This is a genomic window from Halobacteriovorax sp. (assembly GCF_048381875.1).
Taxonomy (GTDB): Bacteria; Bdellovibrionota; Bacteriovoracia; order Bacteriovoracales; family Bacteriovoracaceae; genus Halobacteriovorax_A; species Halobacteriovorax_A vibrionivorans.
Genome location: NZ_JBLXBP010000006.1, coordinates 93,882 through 110,634 on the forward strand (window position 1 = coordinate 93,882; position 16,753 = coordinate 110,634).

16 protein-coding genes are annotated in these 16,753 nt (G+C 36.0%); 1 reads left to right on the top strand and 15 read right to left on the bottom strand.

Features of this window, described 5'->3' with window-relative positions; translation table 11 throughout:
- Nucleotides 1–80 precede the first annotated feature (80 nt).
- The 15 genes from atpD to rpmH all read right to left on the bottom strand — a co-directional run bounded on the left by atpD (nucleotide 81) and on the right by rpmH (nucleotide 14,159).
- On the bottom strand, nucleotides 81–1,499 hold the full coding sequence (gene atpD / locus ACN5L8_RS14620; protein WP_419169008.1) for a F0F1 ATP synthase subunit beta: 1,419 nt from the start codon (nucleotides 1,497–1,499) through the stop codon (nucleotides 81–83).
- A 10-nt stretch (nucleotides 1,500–1,509) separates the two neighbouring features.
- Nucleotides 1,510–2,382, bottom strand: a complete 873-nt coding sequence (atpG, locus tag ACN5L8_RS14625) for an ATP synthase F1 subunit gamma (RefSeq protein WP_419169007.1) — start codon at nucleotides 2,380–2,382, stop codon at nucleotides 1,510–1,512.
- A 16-nt stretch (nucleotides 2,383–2,398) separates the two neighbouring features.
- Nucleotides 2,399–3,907, bottom strand: a complete 1,509-nt coding sequence (gene atpA / locus ACN5L8_RS14630; protein WP_419169041.1) for a F0F1 ATP synthase subunit alpha — start codon at nucleotides 3,905–3,907, stop codon at nucleotides 2,399–2,401.
- A gap of 25 nt (nucleotides 3,908–3,932) precedes the next feature.
- A complete protein-coding gene (gene atpH, locus ACN5L8_RS14635) occupies nucleotides 3,933–4,472 on the bottom strand; it encodes an ATP synthase F1 subunit delta (protein ID WP_419169006.1) in 540 nt (179 codons plus the stop codon).
- Between the two features lie 15 nt (nucleotides 4,473–4,487).
- Complete coding sequence (locus ACN5L8_RS14640; protein WP_419169005.1) at nucleotides 4,488–5,015, bottom strand: hypothetical protein; 528 nt, start codon at nucleotides 5,013–5,015, stop codon at nucleotides 4,488–4,490.
- A gap of 23 nt (nucleotides 5,016–5,038) precedes the next feature.
- Nucleotides 5,039–5,482 carry a hypothetical protein gene (locus tag ACN5L8_RS14645; RefSeq protein WP_114705988.1) on the bottom strand — a complete coding sequence of 148 codons (444 nt, stop codon included), beginning with the start codon at nucleotides 5,480–5,482 and terminating at the stop codon, nucleotides 5,039–5,041.
- Nucleotides 5,483–5,627: 145 nt separating this feature from the next.
- On the bottom strand, nucleotides 5,628–5,960 hold the full coding sequence (locus ACN5L8_RS14650; RefSeq protein ID WP_114705989.1) for a bactofilin family protein: 333 nt from the start codon (nucleotides 5,958–5,960) through the stop codon (nucleotides 5,628–5,630).
- 113 nt (nucleotides 5,961–6,073) lie between these two features.
- On the bottom strand, nucleotides 6,074–7,036 hold the full coding sequence (locus tag ACN5L8_RS14655; RefSeq protein WP_419173369.1) for a ParB/RepB/Spo0J family partition protein: 963 nt from the start codon (nucleotides 7,034–7,036) through the stop codon (nucleotides 6,074–6,076).
- Between the two features lie 16 nt (nucleotides 7,037–7,052).
- Nucleotides 7,053–7,904: a ParA family protein gene (locus ACN5L8_RS14660; RefSeq protein WP_114705991.1), complete on the bottom strand. Its 852-nt coding sequence runs from the start codon at nucleotides 7,902–7,904 to the stop codon at nucleotides 7,053–7,055.
- A 36-nt stretch (nucleotides 7,905–7,940) separates the two neighbouring features.
- Complete coding sequence (locus tag ACN5L8_RS14665; protein WP_419173370.1) at nucleotides 7,941–8,606, bottom strand: 16S rRNA (guanine(527)-N(7))-methyltransferase RsmG; 666 nt, start codon at nucleotides 8,604–8,606, stop codon at nucleotides 7,941–7,943.
- On the bottom strand, nucleotides 8,603–10,444 hold the full coding sequence (mnmG, locus tag ACN5L8_RS14670; RefSeq protein WP_419173371.1) for a tRNA uridine-5-carboxymethylaminomethyl(34) synthesis enzyme MnmG: 1,842 nt from the start codon (nucleotides 10,442–10,444) through the stop codon (nucleotides 8,603–8,605). The genes ACN5L8_RS14665 and mnmG overlap by 4 nt, the downstream gene beginning before the upstream one ends.
- A gap of 141 nt (nucleotides 10,445–10,585) precedes the next feature.
- On the bottom strand, nucleotides 10,586–12,094 hold the full coding sequence (locus tag ACN5L8_RS14675) for a tRNA modification GTPase (RefSeq protein WP_419173372.1): 1,509 nt from the start codon (nucleotides 12,092–12,094) through the stop codon (nucleotides 10,586–10,588).
- A 3-nt stretch (nucleotides 12,095–12,097) separates the two neighbouring features.
- The gene (yidC, locus tag ACN5L8_RS14680; RefSeq protein ID WP_419169002.1) at nucleotides 12,098–13,576 is read right to left on the bottom strand and encodes a membrane protein insertase YidC; all 1,479 of its coding nucleotides are present in this window, start codon (nucleotides 13,574–13,576) and stop codon (nucleotides 12,098–12,100) included.
- 71 nt (nucleotides 13,577–13,647) lie between these two features.
- Nucleotides 13,648–14,007 (bottom strand): ribonuclease P protein component, encoded by a 360-nt coding sequence (rnpA, locus tag ACN5L8_RS14685; RefSeq protein ID WP_114705996.1) that lies wholly within the window; start codon nucleotides 14,005–14,007, stop codon nucleotides 13,648–13,650.
- Nucleotides 14,007–14,159 carry a 50S ribosomal protein L34 gene (gene rpmH, locus ACN5L8_RS14690; RefSeq protein WP_103218603.1) on the bottom strand — a complete coding sequence of 51 codons (153 nt, stop codon included), beginning with the start codon at nucleotides 14,157–14,159 and terminating at the stop codon, nucleotides 14,007–14,009. The genes rnpA and rpmH overlap by 1 nt, the downstream gene beginning before the upstream one ends.
- A 241-nt stretch (nucleotides 14,160–14,400) precedes the next feature.
- Here rpmH and dnaA point away from each other — a divergent pair, with 241 nt between their 5' ends.
- Nucleotides 14,401–16,071 (top strand): chromosomal replication initiator protein DnaA, encoded by a 1,671-nt coding sequence (gene dnaA / locus ACN5L8_RS14695; RefSeq protein WP_419173373.1) that lies wholly within the window; start codon nucleotides 14,401–14,403, stop codon nucleotides 16,069–16,071.
- The last annotated feature ends 682 nt before the right edge of the window (nucleotides 16,072–16,753 follow it).

Here is a 16,753-nt window from a genome sequence, read left to right on the forward strand (position 1 = left end):
TCGCTCTCGAAAAAAGCATGCTCCTTACAAGGGGAGCTTGCGAAGCAAACAATAGACTGGCCTTGGCCAGTCAATTTTGCTTACGCATCCTTTTTAAGTTGTTCCCATTTTTCGTATACCATATCTAGGTTACCAACTAGGTAGAACGCTTGCTCAGGTACTTCATCACACTCACCTGCTAAGATAGCTTTGAATGCTTTGATAGTATCGTTGATGTCTACGAACTGACCTGGGATACCAGTGAATTGCTCAGCAACGAAGAATGGTTGAGAAAGGAACTTCTCAATCTTTCTAGCACGACCAACAAGTACTTTATCATCTTCAGAAAGCTCATCCATACCAAGAATAGCAATGATATCTTGAAGCTCTTTATATCTTTGAAGAATCTCTTGAACCTGTCTAGCAACTGCATAGTGATCTTCACCAAGAATATCTGGAGATAGAATTGTTGAAGATGATGATAAAGGGTCTACCGCTGGGTAAATACCTTTTTCAGCAATTGAACGGTTAAGTTCTGTTGTTGCATCTAAGTGAGCAAATGTAGTCGCTGGAGCCGGATCCGTATAGTCATCGGCTGGAACGTATACTGCTTGAATAGATGTAATAGAACCGTCTTTAGTTGAAGTAATACGCTCCTGCATAGCACCCATTTCTGTACCAAGAGTTGGCTGGTAACCAACGGCAGAAGGGATACGACCAAGAAGGGCAGAAACCTCTGAACCTGCTTGTGTAAAACGGAAGATATTATCAACGAAGAAAAGAACGTCTTGCTTTTCTTCATCACGGAAATATTCTGCAATAGAAAGACCAGTAAGAGCAACACGTGCACGTGCACCTGGTGGCTCATTCATCTGACCATATACCAGGGCAGTCTTATCGATAACCCCTGACTCTTTCATTTCTTCGTAAAGATCGTTACCTTCACGAGTTCTTTCACCAACACCTGCGAATACTGAGAAACCACCGTGTTGAGTTGCAATGTTGTTAATAAGTTCCATAATTAGAACTGTCTTACCAACACCAGCACCACCGAATAGACCAATCTTTCCACCTTTTAGGTATGGAGCAAGAAGGTCGATAACTTTAATACCAGTAAAGAATGGCTCAAGTTTTGTCGACTGGTTTTCAAATGATGGAGCTGTATTGTGAATTGAATAAGATTTCTTATTTCCAATTTCACCAGCTTCATCAATCGCCTCACCAACTACGTTGATGATACGACCAAGACATTCACGTCCTACAGGTGCTTGAATTGGAGCACCAGAGTCAGTAACAACTAGACCTCTTGAAAGACCTTCTGTTTGGTCCATTGCGATCGTTCTAACAACGTTATCACCAAGGTGAGTTGCAACCTCAAGAACAAGGTTATTTTCTTTGTCGCTAATTGTTTTGTTTGTAACTAAAAGGGCGTTATAGATTTCCGGTAAATTTCCATCAGCAAATTCAACGTCTACAACAGGACCCATAACTTGACGAATAACACCTTTTGCTTGTGACATTCTACGCTCCTTAACCATTGAGGGACTCAGCACCAGAAACAACTTCAATTAGTTCAGTTGTAATAGCAGCTTGTCTCAATTTATTCATTTTTAAAGTTAATGTTCTAATTGCATCTTTACAGTTTCCAACAGCACTATCCATTGCTGACATACGTGATCCATGCTCTGCTGCAACAGCATCTAACATTGCTGTCCACATTGCACTTGTGTATGCCTCAGGAATAAGGCCATTAAGAATTTCTTCTGCATTCGGGTTGTATCTAAAATCAAACGGATACTTTTCCTTAAGCTCTTCTCTCTCAGATGAATCTAAAGTCATTGGAAGAACTTGCTTAACTGTTGGCTCAATTGAAATTGCAGAATAGAAAATATTATAAGCGATACTTACCTTTCCTACTTCACCACTTGAGAAAAGTGCTGATAGCTTTGAAGCTAATTCTGAAATTTCATGATGTTGAGGTTCAGCTTTTTCAAACTCATAAAACTCACCAACATTAACAAGTTTCTCAACAAGTTCTTTAACTTTAGTTCCAATAAAGTGTACTTCTAAATTTGATGGATCCTCATGATTTGCAACATAGTTCTTAACTACTTTTGCAAGTCCAGAGTTATAACCACCACAAAGACCTTTATTAGATGAGATCACAAGTAAAACCTCTTTCTTACTTTCGTTATCTTGTAAGAAAGAGTGATTGTAATCTTCAACTAAGGCAGAAATTGTCTTAATTGAATCTTCTAATTCATTTGCATAAGGACGAGCATTCAGAATTGCATTCTGAGCCTTGTTTAGCTTTGCAGCTGAAACAAGTTTCATTGCTTCCGTAATCTTTAAAGTACCCTTTGTACTTTTGATTTTCTTTTTAAGATCCTTAATATTTGCCATTATGGCTCCTCAATAATTAGTAGTTCTTACTTGCGATAAACTCTTTAATAACAGTAGCTAATTTACCGTCATTCTCTCCTGAGATTGCTTTATCATTTCTAATAGAAGTCATAAGCTCAGAGTGTGATGCATTTAAGTGATCAATTAGATCTCTCTCTGCGTCTCTTACTCTTTCTACAGGAACAGAGTCAAACATTCCTTTTGTACCAGCATAAACAGATACAACTTGATCAATAACATCGTAAGGTGTGTATTGTGCTTGCTTAAGTAGCTCAACAAGTCTTTCACCTTTTGAAAGTTGTTTTTGAGTTGCTTCATCAAGATCTGAACCGAATGCAGCGAATGCTTGAAGCTCACGGTACTGAGCAAGATCTAGTCTTAGTGTACCAGCAACTTTCTTCATTGCTTTAATCTGAGCAGAACCACCAACACGTGATACTGAAATACCAACGTTAACAGCTGGACGAATACCAGAGTTAAATAAGTCACCTTCTAGGAAGATCTGACCGTCAGTAATCGAAATTACGTTAGTTGGAATATATGCAGAAACGTCACCTTCTTGAGTTTCAATAACTGGAAGAGCAGTTAGTGAACCAGCTCCGTCTTTATCAGCAAGTTTTGCAGCTCTTTCTAGTAGTCTTGAGTGACAGTAGAAAACGTCCCCTGGGAATGCTTCACGCCCTGGAGGTCTTCTTAGTAGAAGTGAAAGCTGACGATATGCTTGTGCTTGTTTTGTTAAATCATCATAAACGATAAGTGCGTGCTTACCGCTATCTCTATAGTACTCACCCATTGTACAACCAGTGTATGGAGCAAGGTACTGAAGTGGTGCAGAGTTAGAAGCAGTAGCAGATACGATGATAGTATAATCAAGAGCACCAGCTTCTTTCAGCTTTTGTTGTACTTGACGTACTGTTGAGTTCTTTTGTCCAACAGCAACGTAGATACACATAACATCTTTACCTTTTTGGTTGATGATTGTGTCGATAGCAACAGCTGTTTTACCAGTCTTTCTATCACCAATAATAAGCTCACGTTGACCACGTCCGATTGGGATCATTGAATCAATCGCTTTGATACCAGTTTGAAGTGGCTCGTGTACAGACTTTCTAGCTAGAATACCTGGAGCTTTAATTTCAACACGTCTTGAGTGTTCAGAAACGATTTCACCTTGTCCATCGATTGGATTACCAATAGCATCAACAACACGACCTAGAAGAGCGTCACCTACTGGTACTTCAACGATCTTCTCAGTTCTTTTAACTGTTGAACCTTCTGTGATTTTTGGATCATCACCTAGAATAGCAACACCAACGTTGTTAGTTTCAAGGTTTAGAACCATACCTTTTGTACCTGTAGCAAACTCTACAAGTTCACCGGCCATAGCATTTTTAAGACCGAAAATTCTAGCAACACCATCACCAACAGTTAGAACTGTACCTACTTCATCAACTTGTAGTTTAGTTTCGAAGTTAGCAATTCTGTCTTTGATAATGCTCGTAATTTCTTCTGGATTCATTGACATCATTTACCTCTACAATAATTGGCTTTTAACCATTTATAATTGATTCTTTTAAAGTATTAAGTTGTTTATCTACAGACGCATCGATTTGATAGTCTTCAACTGTCACTCGTACACCTGCAGTAATTTTTTCGTTTTTTACGTATGATAATTCAGGCTCTGAACCAAGCTCTTTTTTGATAAAAGATTTAATTTTATCTAGAGACTCTGTATCAATTGAATCTGCACTACCCTCGATTGTTCCTCTCATGAAACCTTTTTCATGATCATCCATTACGATTACTTCTTTAAAAATAATTGGCATTAGACCAATTCTTTTTTCTTGAAGTAGGAAATTAATAAATGATTTAACAACTTGAGAAAGTCCTAATTTTGCCATTACTTCATTAACAACAGCTATCTTCTCTTCAGCAGTGAAAACATCAAGAAACATTACGTTTTCAAGATTGTTGTTTTCATTAACTACTTCAGTAAGTGTTGTTAATTCTTTAGCAACGTCAAGATTTGACTCTTTACCTAGGTTGTAAATCGCTTTTGCATACGCTTTGGCTACATTCTTATCTTTCATTTTACTACCCTAGAACTATAGTCTTGATATTAAATTACTAGTTGCTTTATTTGATAATTTTTCATCTTTATGAATTGTACTTTTAGTCTTGTTAATAACTTCATCTAAAAGTGATTCGTTAAGACTTTTAAGCATCATTTTCTTTTCAGACTCTAATTTATGCTCAGAATCTTTTTCCATTTTTTCCATTGATGCTTTCATTTCTTCAACAAATTTTTGTTCAAACTTTTCGCTATCTACTTTTGCATTTGAAATGATTTTTTCTTTTTCAGCTTGAATGTTATCGATCTTAGCTTTTGAAGCTTGTAGCTCTTGTTCTGCCTTAGCATCTTTCTTTGCTGCATACTCAACTAAGTCTTTAATGTTTTCTGATTTTTCTGTGAATGATTTGCTCATAAATGGGATCATCTTCCACGCAATAAAACCAAACACAATTGTGAAGTTAATTGCAGGAACTAGAAGATCACTTAAATGACCACCGCGGTACTCACCACCAGCAGCTAGAGCAACATTACTAATGATTAAAGCTAATAAAAATTTCATTGCTTACCCTATCCTTAAATAATTTACTGAACGATTTTGTTTACAAGAAGTGACGATAGTTCTTCCGCATCTTTCATAACGGCAACTTTCTTTTCTTCTAATTCTTTAGCGTACTCATTTTTCTCAGCGTTTAGTTGAGACTCAAGTTTATCTGCTAGTTCTTTAACCTTTGCAGCTTCACGCTTTGTTACTTCTTCTTTCTTTGCTTGAATGATAGAAAAAGCTTCTGATTGAGCACTTTCAATTTTCACTTTATATTCTTTTTCAAGTTCAGTTGCTAGACGAGTTTTCTCCTCTGCTCCTGACTCCATTTTAGTCGTTTTTGCTTCACGATTTTCAAGAATATCTTGAAGCTTAGACCAAATTAAGTTTCTTGTTACAAAGTACAAAACAGTAACAATAGCTAATTGAATGAATAAAGTTGAATCGATTTGTAGTGATTTTAATACTGTAAGAATAGTATCCATTAGTGACTACTCCAAATTACATCTAGATGATTGGTTAAAAGTTCACTAATAATTAAACTTTATATGGCCTATCGTCAAGATAAACCGGTTATTTCTGAATGTTTGTTAATTTTTAATTAAGGTGTAAATAATCAAATTTATTTAATTATTTGTCATCATGCATCTTCGTTGTTCCATGGAAGATAACACCATCTTCAACAATCAGCGAAGGAGTTGTGATAGTCCCCTCAAAGCGAGCTGGCTTGATAATTTCAACGCGAGAAGTCGCTTTAATATCACCTTTTACGATACCACTAATCATAATTACATCAGCAATAATATCTGCATTTATAACAGCGGCCTCTGAAATAATTACTGTATCATTAGAATAAATTGTTCCGTTCACAATTCCTGCAATGCGTCCAACACCATTAAGTGTAATATTGCCTTCAAGCTTACAACCATCTTCAATAATTGCTGCCATTGTTCCTTGTGTCATATACTCTTTACCTTTTTTCCATGGTGGTTCTATAGGACCAATTTAATTATTTCATTATTTGGTTCTATAGGACCAGTTAAGACTAAATCCAACTGGTCCCATAGGACCGATTTTTATCTATTAGTTAAAAGATATTCAAAGATATCATTAAATTCAGCTTCATTAGCAAATTTAAGAACGACTTCACCACCGCCACTCTTATTTGTCTTAATACCAAAGTGGTACCCAGTACGCTGCTCAAGCTTCTCTCTGTATTGAGACATTTTGCCATTGAAGAAGTCAAAGTTTTCTTCCTCTTCTTTCTTTTCTTTTGGTGCACGCTTAGAAGCTTTAATTAGTTTTTCAGTTTCTCTAACTGATAAATTATCTACAGCTGCTTTATTTGCAATGCGAATACAATCTTCTCTTTCTTTAACACCTGCTAAAATTTTAGCATGACCAAAAGATAGCTGATCCTTTTGAATTAAATCGACAACATCACGAGGTAGTTTAAGGATACGTAGGAAGTTAGCAATTGTTGATCTTTCCTTTCCTACTTTCTTTGCAACTTCTTCTTGTGTCAGGTTGTAGTCTTCCATTAATCCAAAGTAAGCTAGCGCTTCTTCTACACAATTAAGATCTGAACGTTGAACGTTTTCAATGATCGACATAACCATTTTTTCACGATCAGTTGCTCTTTTAATGACAACAGGAACCTGAGTTAGGCCAGCAAGTTTTGAAGCTCTTAATCTTCTTTCACCAGCTACAAGTTCATATCCTTCATCCGCTTTAACAACAATTAAAGGCTGGATAACACCATTTTCCTTAATTGAGTTAGATAGCTCATGAAGTTCTTCTTCTTTAAATATTTTACGTGGTTGATTTGGGTTTGCATGAATTGATGTAATATCCAACATTGATGGATTCGTTTCAACTTGTACTGCTGCTTCTCTTTGTACCGGTTTATCAGGTTGATTTTCTGCCGCTACCTTTTGGAGATCTGAAAATGCAGCTTGCGCTTTCGATGCTTTAGAAGAACCACTTGTTCCACCTAAAAGAGAACCCATACCTTTACCTAGAGCTACTTTCTTTGCCATTTTCTCTTCCCCTTACCTATTGAATATTACCTTGAAGTGTATTGTCGACATTATCAACTGAAGGCACCTCTGGTAGTCCATTTTGAGTTTCTACTGATTGAGCACGATCTTTAATAATAAGTTCTTTTGCTAGAGCAAGGTAAGCTTCAGAACCTTTTGATTCAATATCGTAAAGAATGATTGGTTTCCCAAAAGATGGGCACTCGGCAAGTTTTACGTTTCTAGGTATTACCGCTTGAAACACTTTATCGCCGAAGTGCCTTCTAATCTCTTCAGAAACTTGTTTATGAAGAGAAGCTCTTCCATCAAACATAGTAAGGACGATTCCGTCCATTTCTAATGCTGGATTTAAATTCGCTTTTATTAGTTTTACTGTATTAATTAATTGAGCAAGACCTTCCATCGCTAAATACTCTGTTTGCATTGGCACGATAAAGCTATCAGCCGCGTTTAGAGCGTTTACAGTTAGAAGACCTAATGATGGTGGACAATCGATTAGGATGTAGTCATATGAGTCCATAATAGGCATGAAAGCTGTCTTTAACTTAGACTCACGTGCAAACTCAGATACTAATTCAATCTCGGCACCAGATAGATTATTGTCAGAAGGACAAATATGTAAGTTAGGAAGTTCTGTTTCATAAATTGCTTCACGAATATCAGTTCTTCCAATCATTGCATGATATACATTACTATTTGTATGCTGCGATGAATCAAGTCCTAAACTAACACTACCATTACCCTGCGGGTCTAGATCAATTACCAGAGTCTTTTTCTCGGCTACTGCTAGGCAGGCTGCTAGATTAATTGTGGTTGTCGTCTTACCAACACCACCTTTCTGATTCATGAGTGCAATAATTTTAGCCATTTATGTCTCCCCATATATATAGTTGTTACTATATTTTTAAAGAAATGAGGACAAAGTGACAAGATTTTTATTTTTATTTTTTCGAAAATTGTTAATTTCTGTTCCACGTAGAACATTCTTGTTTCTAAGAGCAATCATCATACGCCCCTCAGTACCAGGAATATCAACCAATGTTTCCTCTATGATATCCCACTTACCACCGAGCCAATCAAGATCTTCAAGCTCGTAGAAATTTGGTCCCTTGTAAAAGATCACGTTAACTTTCTTATCAGTGATAATCTTAGGAAGCAGATTTTCAATAGTCGAAACAGCTTTGAATGTAATTGTGCAATCACGGTCAAAGTATACGTGCTCGAATCTCTGATGATATGTCTTAACATTATCTAAACCGATGGCCCCAGCAATTTGATTAACGACTTTGGATTTTTTCCCTCTAGCTTCAAATCCAATATACTTTTTGTCAGGGTTAAGACTTGCTAAAGGCAGTAATGGAAAACCTCCACCAAAACCGATATCCACATGAATCTCAGTCTTGTCATAGATCTTTTTTAGCGACTCTACTTCTTCGATTGGTTTAACACTATCAACATATTGTTTCACGTGGAACTCTTCTGGTGTATTAATTCTTGTAAGATTAATACCAGCAAAAGGGCCATTGATTTGTTCTAAATACTTTTGGCAAAACTCAGTATCTTTCATCATAAAATATTTCCTGCCACAAAGGCCAAGGTCGCAGGTCTAATACCTACTATTCTCTGGAGTTGTCCAAAGCTTTCTGGTTTAATTTCTGTTATACGTTGGCGGCATTCGAAAGAGATATTCTCACTTGCAACTAATTGCTCCCAATTAATAGGTTTTTTACTTAAGCGATTAATCTTAGCATTTTCGACTAATGCTCGATCAATATATCCTTCATACTTAAGAGAGATAGCTACTGTGCGAATCACATTTGGATCGAAGGCCATATTATTCTCACTCAATTCTCTAGTGAGAACATCTACTGGATTAAGTTGTGCTCTCTTTGAAAGTTCAGCAAGAGTTATATTTGAATTAAGCGGCCCATAACCCATGTCTTTGAAATATTCTTTATTCTTTGGGTTAGCTTTATACGTATAGTTCTTCGCTACACTCCATATAATATTAAAGCTTCTTTCAAACTTATCCTGGTAGCGATCAACTTCTGCGAAAAGACCCAGTTCCTGACGGTATTTTTTCATACGTAGAATTGTATTATCCTCGCGTACGTAAAGACGGTTCTCATTTCTAGCAGTAAATAAACGATAAGGCTCATCTCTCTTATTAGAAACTAAATCCTCTACCATAACACCAATATATGAATCTTCACGATCAAGAATGAATTTGTCTGCACCTATTATAGACCTCGCTGCATTTATCCCTGCAATCAAACCTTGTCCTGCAGCTTCTTCATACCCAGATGTTCCATTCACTTGTCCTGCAAAGTACAATCCTGGCATTTCCTTGGACTGAAGAGTTCGATCTAAGCATGTTGTATCAACAACATCATATTCTACAGCGTAGCCATAGACAGCAATCTCTGCATTCTCTAGGCCTTCTATTGTTCTAATGAAATCCAACTGAATTTCACGTGGAAGAGATGTAGAGATACCATTTGGATAAAAGGTATCTAATTCATGTGATTCAGGTTCAACAAAAACATGGTGAATATCTTTTTCTTCATAACGGTAGGCCTTATCTTCAATAGAAGGACAGTACCTAGGACCAACGCCTTTAATTTGACCATTAAAAATAGGACTTCTCTCTTTATTCTCACGTATAATCCCAAGGGTCTTTTCATTAGTCTTTGTTAAATGACATGAAACTTGCTCAATAAACCTCTCATTAAGATCATGTCCATAGTGGAAGTTAACAGCATTGATATCGCTTTCCTGCTCTACCATCTTTGAAAAATCGATAGAATCACGTTTCAACCTAGCAGGAGTTCCTGTTTTAAACCTTGTTTTAAGTGCAGTAACACCCACAAAGATATTCTCTAGAGAATCGGCCTTTAGACAATCAACACGTCCGCCATCAGACTGCTCCTCACCTGTATGCATTTTACCAGCAAGGAAAGTTCCTGTTGTTACAACAATCTTCTTAGAGAGATACTCGCCTTCAGTTGTCTTAATGAGAAACTGCTCTTGGTCTTTACTAACCCTTTCCACCATTTCACGAATAACGGTGATATTCTTATTAGCAGCGACCTCAGCTTCTGCATTTCTTGCATAGACCTCTTTATCGATTTGGACACGTGTCGACTGGACAGCGTAACCTTTTGACTCATTTAATGTACGGTATTGAATAGCGCTGCGATCTGCAAGCTTACCCATAATGCCGCCAAGGGCATCAATCTCACGAACTACCTGACCTTTACCAACACCACCAACTGCTGGGTTACAGGGAGCTGAAGCAATACTTACCCCTGGCATCGTTACGATCGCAACCTTTAAATCGAATTGAGCAGCGGCCCAAGCAGCTTCAAGACCAGCATGTCCCCCACCTATAATTGCTACATCAAACATAGTTTTTCCAATTTCACACGTGTTCCACGTGGAACTATTACCCTGGCTTGTTCTACGTGGAACAAATGGGCGCAGTTCTAATAATAAAGTTCTACGTGGAACATTTAAGCTATATTTTAAGAAAAATCAATGGTTTATATATTATTTACCGATACAAAAGTTGGTAAATATATGTGTCAGGGTATCATCTGGACTGATAATTCCAATAAGTTCTGCGGTTTTCTTTTCAAGTATTGACACTTCAGAAGATATGATAGCAATATCGTCTAAGTGCCTGATATTACTTGAGAACTCACTAAATTTACTATAAATATCATTGATGACAATACGGTGTCTTTCGATTGAGATCGGATCACTATTACGTAATTTCGTATACTTGGATAGTATATCTTGAGTAATTAAGTCAGTTATATGAGCTGGTTCTATAGGACCATTTTTTTGATTTGCCCCCATAGGACCAAGATTAAATTCTTCTAATTCTTTTGGTTCTATAGAACCACTTGTTGTTTTTGGTCCGATAGGACCACTTATTTCAACAAGTCTCCCCTCGCCTTTTGAAGTGTCGGCACTATAGTATTTAATAGCCTTTGGAAGATTTGATTTTAAAGTATCTAAATTTAGCTCACCCTCAAACTCATCAAAATGTGTAAAGATAAGAGCATCAAAAAGTGTCTCTTTGATATCGTGATATTGGTATTTTTCTACTTCATTTATATTAACTAGAAGAATTTTATAAAATGCATTGTCGATAAGATTACGACTTCTCTTTATTCCTTCTTCTTCAATGACATCAGTTGTGTTGCGTAGACCGGCCGTATCCACTAATTTAAATGTTTCATTTCCAAGGCTGATATATTCAGATATATAGTCACGAGTGGTTCCTGCAATATCTGAAACAATTGAGCGGGATTCATCGAGAAATAAATTAAAGAGAGAGCTCTTTCCAGCGTTCGGTTCACCACATAGAACTATATCTGGCGACATTAAGCTTTTAGCGTTCACACTTGCACTTCTGTGAAGTGAGCTAATATGCGTACTAATATCAGAAACGGCCTCATCTAAAAGTTTCTGCGACTGTTCCTCCCCTACGTCTTCAGCAAAATCGATATTAATTTCAACTGCAGCTTTCAGTTTTAAAAACTTATCGTAGAGATCAGTGTATTTTTGATAAAGGCTTCCATTTAAAAGTTTAAGTCCTTCATCAAGCATTAGAGAAGAAGAAGCATTTAGGAGAGCATCAAGTCCTTCAACTTGTGCAAGGGAGAGCTTCTTATTCTTTAGTGCTCGATAAGTGAATTCACCATTTTTTGCGAGACGAAAATTACCAGAGTTAATGAATGCATTCATAATACGCTTTAAATTAAGTGTATTTCCATGAGCTGCAATCTCTAATATATTTTCACCATTGTAACTATTAGGTCCCTTAAAATAAGTGATAACTACTTCATCCAGGAAGTTTCCATCAATGTCATAGAGATTAACAAATGTCGCTTTTCTTATTTCAAGTTTTGAAAGGTCTTTTTTGAAAAATGGTCCTATAGAACCAACGAGATCGGTAAAACCAGATAAACGGATAACCCCTATGGCCGTATTCTCACTTAAGCCGGTAGAGCATGCGACAATAGGTTGGTCATCCGTTTGGTATATCATTTTTTATGCGTCTGCTGTTTTATAAACGTATAACTGCTGTGCAATCCCTAGAATATTTGAAACTGCAAAGTAAAGATTTAATCCTGCCGGTAGATCTTTCATAATAAAAATGAAAACAATTGGCATGATATACATAATCTTTTGTTGATTAGGATCTGCTGATGTTGAAGGGTTAAGTCTAGTTTGAGCTAGCATTGTAATACCCATAATCGCAGGCAGAATGTAATATGGATCCTTTGCACTAAGGTCAGTTAACCAAAAGTAAAATGGAGAACCAACTAGTTCAACTGAATTTGAAATTGCTTGATAGAAAGCGATGAAAATAGGAATTTGAAGAACCATTGGTAAACATCCACCTAATGGTGAAGCTCCAGATCTTTTAAATAATTCCATTGTCGCTTTCTGTTGCTTCATTGGATCATCAGCATACTTTTCTTTAAGCTTAGCAATTTCAGGTTGAAGTTTTTGCATCTTCTTCATTGAACGGAAAGACTTAGCTTGTAGTGGGTATGTTGCGATACGAATAACAAGTGTTAGAAGAATAATAGCAATACCGTAGTTACCTACATACTTATATACGAATTGCATTGCCTTAAGAATTGGAACAGCAAAAATTCCAAAGATACCAAAATCAATTGAAAGATCGAGTTGATCGTCAAAAGCTAGAAGGTAATCATAATTTTTAAGAGCATATAACATATAACCGTTATAAGTTTTTTTACCACGAACTGTTTGAAAGAAAGCATCTCCACTTTCAGTCGTCAGATAATTAATTGTTTGTTTTTCATTAAATACATTTAAGAATACATGGTGATTAAAATCTAACCCTAACCACTTTAACTTGCCTTCCCCATTCTCATCTGATTCTAAGTTTAGACGTTCAGTATCAACTGTTTGAAGAATATATTGACGGTAAGTTCTGTTATCAGATTGTTTTTCTGATGAAGACATATTGTATGAAAGTCTAAAGTCTTGTGTACCTTCGATTTCATAACTTAAACGCCCATCATCCAGAAGACTTAAACGAATAGAAATATTTTTTTCTAAATCATTTGCAACAACTTCATTTGGTGATGTTTTCTCATCAAAAACAAAATTAAAGTTTTGAAGGTTATTGTTGATATCAATTACTTTAAAAACAAAGAAGTTATCTTTATCTGATAATTCCTTTAAACTCATGGCCGTTTTATTTCCAGTAGCTGCTTTAAAAGAAAGATCACTATTTACAGTATAGCTATAAGGTCCATTCTCTAAAGTGACACTTTTAAGATTTGTTGCTTTTGCAGAACTCGTAGCAATTGCCTTAGGAGTTGTAGACTCTTGCGAAGTCGTTTCTGAATTAGTTTGAGTTTGAGCTGTTGACTGCTCTTGCTTAACTTGTGTTTGAGTGTTTTGAGTTGGACTAAAAAGCGCTTGCCATGTGAAGACAATAACACCTGCTAATACAAACGCTAAAACGGTGCGTTTTTGATCATTATTCATGCGTGATAACTCCTAAACTGGTAATTATAAGTACAGGATTTTTAACATGCCCTACGGCACTTGTTAACTTTTTATTGCAGTTTTGCGAATGCTCTTTCTAAAGAGATTTTGAGGTCTTTTTTAGGATCTTCAGATTGTTTAAAAAGACGATTAGAAACAACTACCATGATATCTTTCCCATCATTACGATAAGGACTCATACGAAAAAATTCGCGAATTAAACGCTTACAAAGATTGCGCTTATTTGCCTTACCTACTTTTTTGGTAACAGAAAATCCGATTCTAGAAGTTTCAGAATTAATTCGCGATGGCTTATAATAAACTCTTAGCCAGCGATCAGTGATAATTTTTGAATTCTTTCGAAGATAAGAGAAATCTTCAGTTGATAGCAATCTTGAACTTTTATCAAAAGTGCTATCAACTGATTCCATTATTTCTTACCGTGAGAAACTGTAAGTTGCTTACGTCCCTTAGCTCTACGAGCCTTGATAACGTTGCGACCACCAGCTGTTTCCATTCTTTTAAGGAAACCGTGTACTCTCATTCTTTTCTTTCTTTTTGGCTGCCAAGTTCTTTTAGACATCTTCAACCTACCTAACTATAACTGTTAAACTTAAAATTAATATTGTAAGGGCTAGTATTATACCATTTCGCATCACCGGTCAATGGCCCTGTAGATAGTGCAGGCCAAAATATTTGATTTATTTGGCCATGCGTAAAAAACTTATTTTTTTATTGGCCTAGGATTTTGGGCCATGATACAAATTTGCCCCACAACACAGAATTAAAGAAAAATTGACGAGTGCAGCTCAAGGGAATAGATCATGCAGGGAAACTTTCCTTTTAATGAATTTTTAAAAAATTCAAACTCAAACACGAACACACACAATGAATTAGGACACAGTAAAGTTAATAATATTGAAGACTTAGCAAATAAGAATATCATTGAAGATCCCTTCAATATCAAGCAAAGCTTAAATAGTAATCCTTCTCAAGACTACTCTAGCCTATCAGATGACTTCTTTAGTGCCGAAGAGTTAGAGATGATGAATTGTGAAATACATAACTCATTGAAATCACTGATAAATCCACAAAAGTATGCATCGTTTTTTCAAGGTGAATTCTTTCGCCTAATTAATATTGATGGTGAGAGAGCTACATTCTCAACAACAACAAATTTCATTAAGTCATTCATTGAGAAGAATTTAGAGCAAATTAGCCAAAGTATTGTAAATACGTTAGGTAAATCATACCAAATCGTTATCGTTACTAATAATAACAGCAACTTAGCTAATAGTAGCCAAACTTCACTATCTCAGAGCTTAAATTCATCTGGTCCTATAGAACCAGCTCAGAATCGACCTAAATCAGCAAATGAAATTTCATTTTCGCTTGACCTAGAGCCTGTACAGGAAGATCTTCTATCAAAAGTAGAATCAAAATATATCGATCACGTAAGTGATGATTATAATAATATTGTAATCGATAAGAGTAAGACGTTTAAGAACTTCGTAATCGGACCATCTAATAATATGGCCTACGCTGCTTCACTAGCAATTGCTAAAAGCCCTGGTAAAGCAGGTAAATACCCTTCTCTTTATATTCATTCGAATTCTGGACTTGGTAAGACTCACCTCTTACATGCCATGGCCAACGGAATTCAAAATCAATACCCTCACTTTGTTATCTGCTTAATTACAGCACGTGACTTTATGAAGGAAATGATTGAATCGATTCGCAACAAACAACTTCCAGAATTTCGTCAAAAGTATTCAGAGAAAGTTGATGTTCTTATGATTGATGATGTTCATGAACTTAAAGGTAAAGAAGGAACTCAACGCGAATTCTTCCATATCTTTAATGAACTTTATCAAAAAGGAAAACAGTTAATCTTCACTTCTGATAAGACACCTCAAGAGATTAATGGCCTAGAAGAGAGAATCAAGACTCGCCTACAATGGGGTCTAGTTGTTGATATTCAAAAACCAGATATCGAAACAAGAGTTGCTATCATTAATGCTAAGGCAGATGATCTCGACTTATTCCTTTCTGAAGATATTGTTAATCTAATTGCATGTAATGTTAAAAACTCAATTAGAGAGCTTGAAGGTGCTCTAATAAAGCTTTCAGCCTACTCTGATATCATGAAGGTTGATATTGAATTAGAGATGGTTAAAGAGGTTCTTGCTCTTCGCGATTTTGAAGATGAGAAGAAAATTACAATCGAAGGTATTGCTAAGCAAACATCTCAATATTTTAAAATACCTGTTGCTGATTTAAAGTCAAAGTCACGTACGAAAGATATTGCTAACGCTCGCTTTGTGGCCATGTACTTATGTCGCAAGCTTGCAAATGCAACTCATGAGGAAATTGGTCGCTTCTTTGGTGGTCGCGATCACAGCTCTGTTGTACACGCAGAACAGAAAATCTCAGAAAGACTATCGCAAGATCCCCTACTTTCTAAGACTATTATGACGATTGAAAATCAACTTTAATCACTACTAAATCCAAATTAAATTCTGACTAGTCAAATGACTATCCAAAAATAGGCCACTCAATGAGTGGTCTTTCTATTTGATGACTACTCGGCCGTGAGTAAATGATTGGCCAACACTGACAAAGACACCATTTAATCCACATGAAATTTGTGAAATGTTGATTATATGACTAGTCAAATGGCCGACAAATTCACAGTAGTATTTGACTAGTCAACTTTGGTCCGACGAGATCACAGTTATCCACGGCCATTAGCGGCCAATTCACGGCCAACAAACTTAATTGTGGATTAATAAATGTATTAAAATTAATAACTTAGAACATATTTTAGAATTTATTCACGGCCGTTAATAATATAATCGACAAAATCGTAGGCCGTGGATAAAAAAGTTATCAACATGTTTGCAAAATGTGAGTAATTGAATGGCCAAATTAATAAAAAGTTAAGCAATTTAACTCGCCCTAAAATTATCAACATTTGGCCGTGAGTAAAAATCTAATAACGTCAATATATTGTTACCGAAATGATAATATACGAATGTGTGCATTGAGTTAAAAAAACTAATCAACCATTGCTAACAAATGGGAAATCGAGAGAATGAAGATCTAATAGGGAAGTAGAAGCTTATACACTTTTCCACAGGATTATATATTATATTAATATAAATATATATAAAAAGA

Excerpts from the sequence above, each read along its gene's own strand:
- atpH (WP_419169006.1), bottom strand. The coding sequence starts at position 4,472 with ATGAAAGATAAGAATGTAGCCAAAGCGTATGCAAAAGCGATTTACAAC.
- yidC (WP_419169002.1), bottom strand. The coding sequence starts at position 13,576 with ATGAATAATGATCAAAAACGCACCGTTTTAGCGTTTGTATTAGCAGGT.
- rpmH (WP_103218603.1), bottom strand. The coding sequence starts at position 14,159 with ATGTCTAAAAGAACTTGGCAGCCAAAAAGAAAGAAAAGAATGAGAGTA.
- mnmG (WP_419173371.1), bottom strand. The coding sequence starts at position 10,444 with ATGTTTGATGTAGCAATTATAGGTGGGGGACATGCTGGTCTTGAAGCT.
- ACN5L8_RS14650 (WP_114705989.1), bottom strand. The coding sequence starts at position 5,960 with ATGACACAAGGAACAATGGCAGCAATTATTGAAGATGGTTGTAAGCTT.
- rnpA (WP_114705996.1), bottom strand. The coding sequence starts at position 14,007 with ATGGAATCAGTTGATAGCACTTTTGATAAAAGTTCAAGATTGCTATCA.
- dnaA (WP_419173373.1), top strand. The coding sequence starts at position 14,401 with ATGCAGGGAAACTTTCCTTTTAATGAATTTTTAAAAAATTCAAACTCA.
- ACN5L8_RS14655 (WP_419173369.1), bottom strand. The coding sequence starts at position 7,036 with ATGGCAAAGAAAGTAGCTCTAGGTAAAGGTATGGGTTCTCTTTTAGGT.
- ACN5L8_RS14660 (WP_114705991.1), bottom strand. The coding sequence starts at position 7,904 with ATGGCTAAAATTATTGCACTCATGAATCAGAAAGGTGGTGTTGGTAAG.
- ACN5L8_RS14645 (WP_114705988.1), bottom strand. The coding sequence starts at position 5,482 with ATGGATACTATTCTTACAGTATTAAAATCACTACAAATCGATTCAACT.
- ACN5L8_RS14675 (WP_419173372.1), bottom strand. The coding sequence starts at position 12,094 with ATGATATACCAAACGGATGACCAACCTATTGTCGCATGCTCTACCGGC.
- ACN5L8_RS14665 (WP_419173370.1), bottom strand. The coding sequence starts at position 8,606 with ATGATGAAAGATACTGAGTTTTGCCAAAAGTATTTAGAACAAATCAAT.
- ACN5L8_RS14640 (WP_419169005.1), bottom strand. The coding sequence starts at position 5,015 with ATGAAATTTTTATTAGCTTTAATCATTAGTAATGTTGCTCTAGCTGCT.
- atpD (WP_419169008.1), bottom strand. The coding sequence starts at position 1,499 with ATGTCACAAGCAAAAGGTGTTATTCGTCAAGTTATGGGTCCTGTTGTA.
- atpG (WP_419169007.1), bottom strand. The coding sequence starts at position 2,382 with ATGGCAAATATTAAGGATCTTAAAAAGAAAATCAAAAGTACAAAGGGT.
- atpA (WP_419169041.1), bottom strand. The coding sequence starts at position 3,907 with ATGTCAATGAATCCAGAAGAAATTACGAGCATTATCAAAGACAGAATT.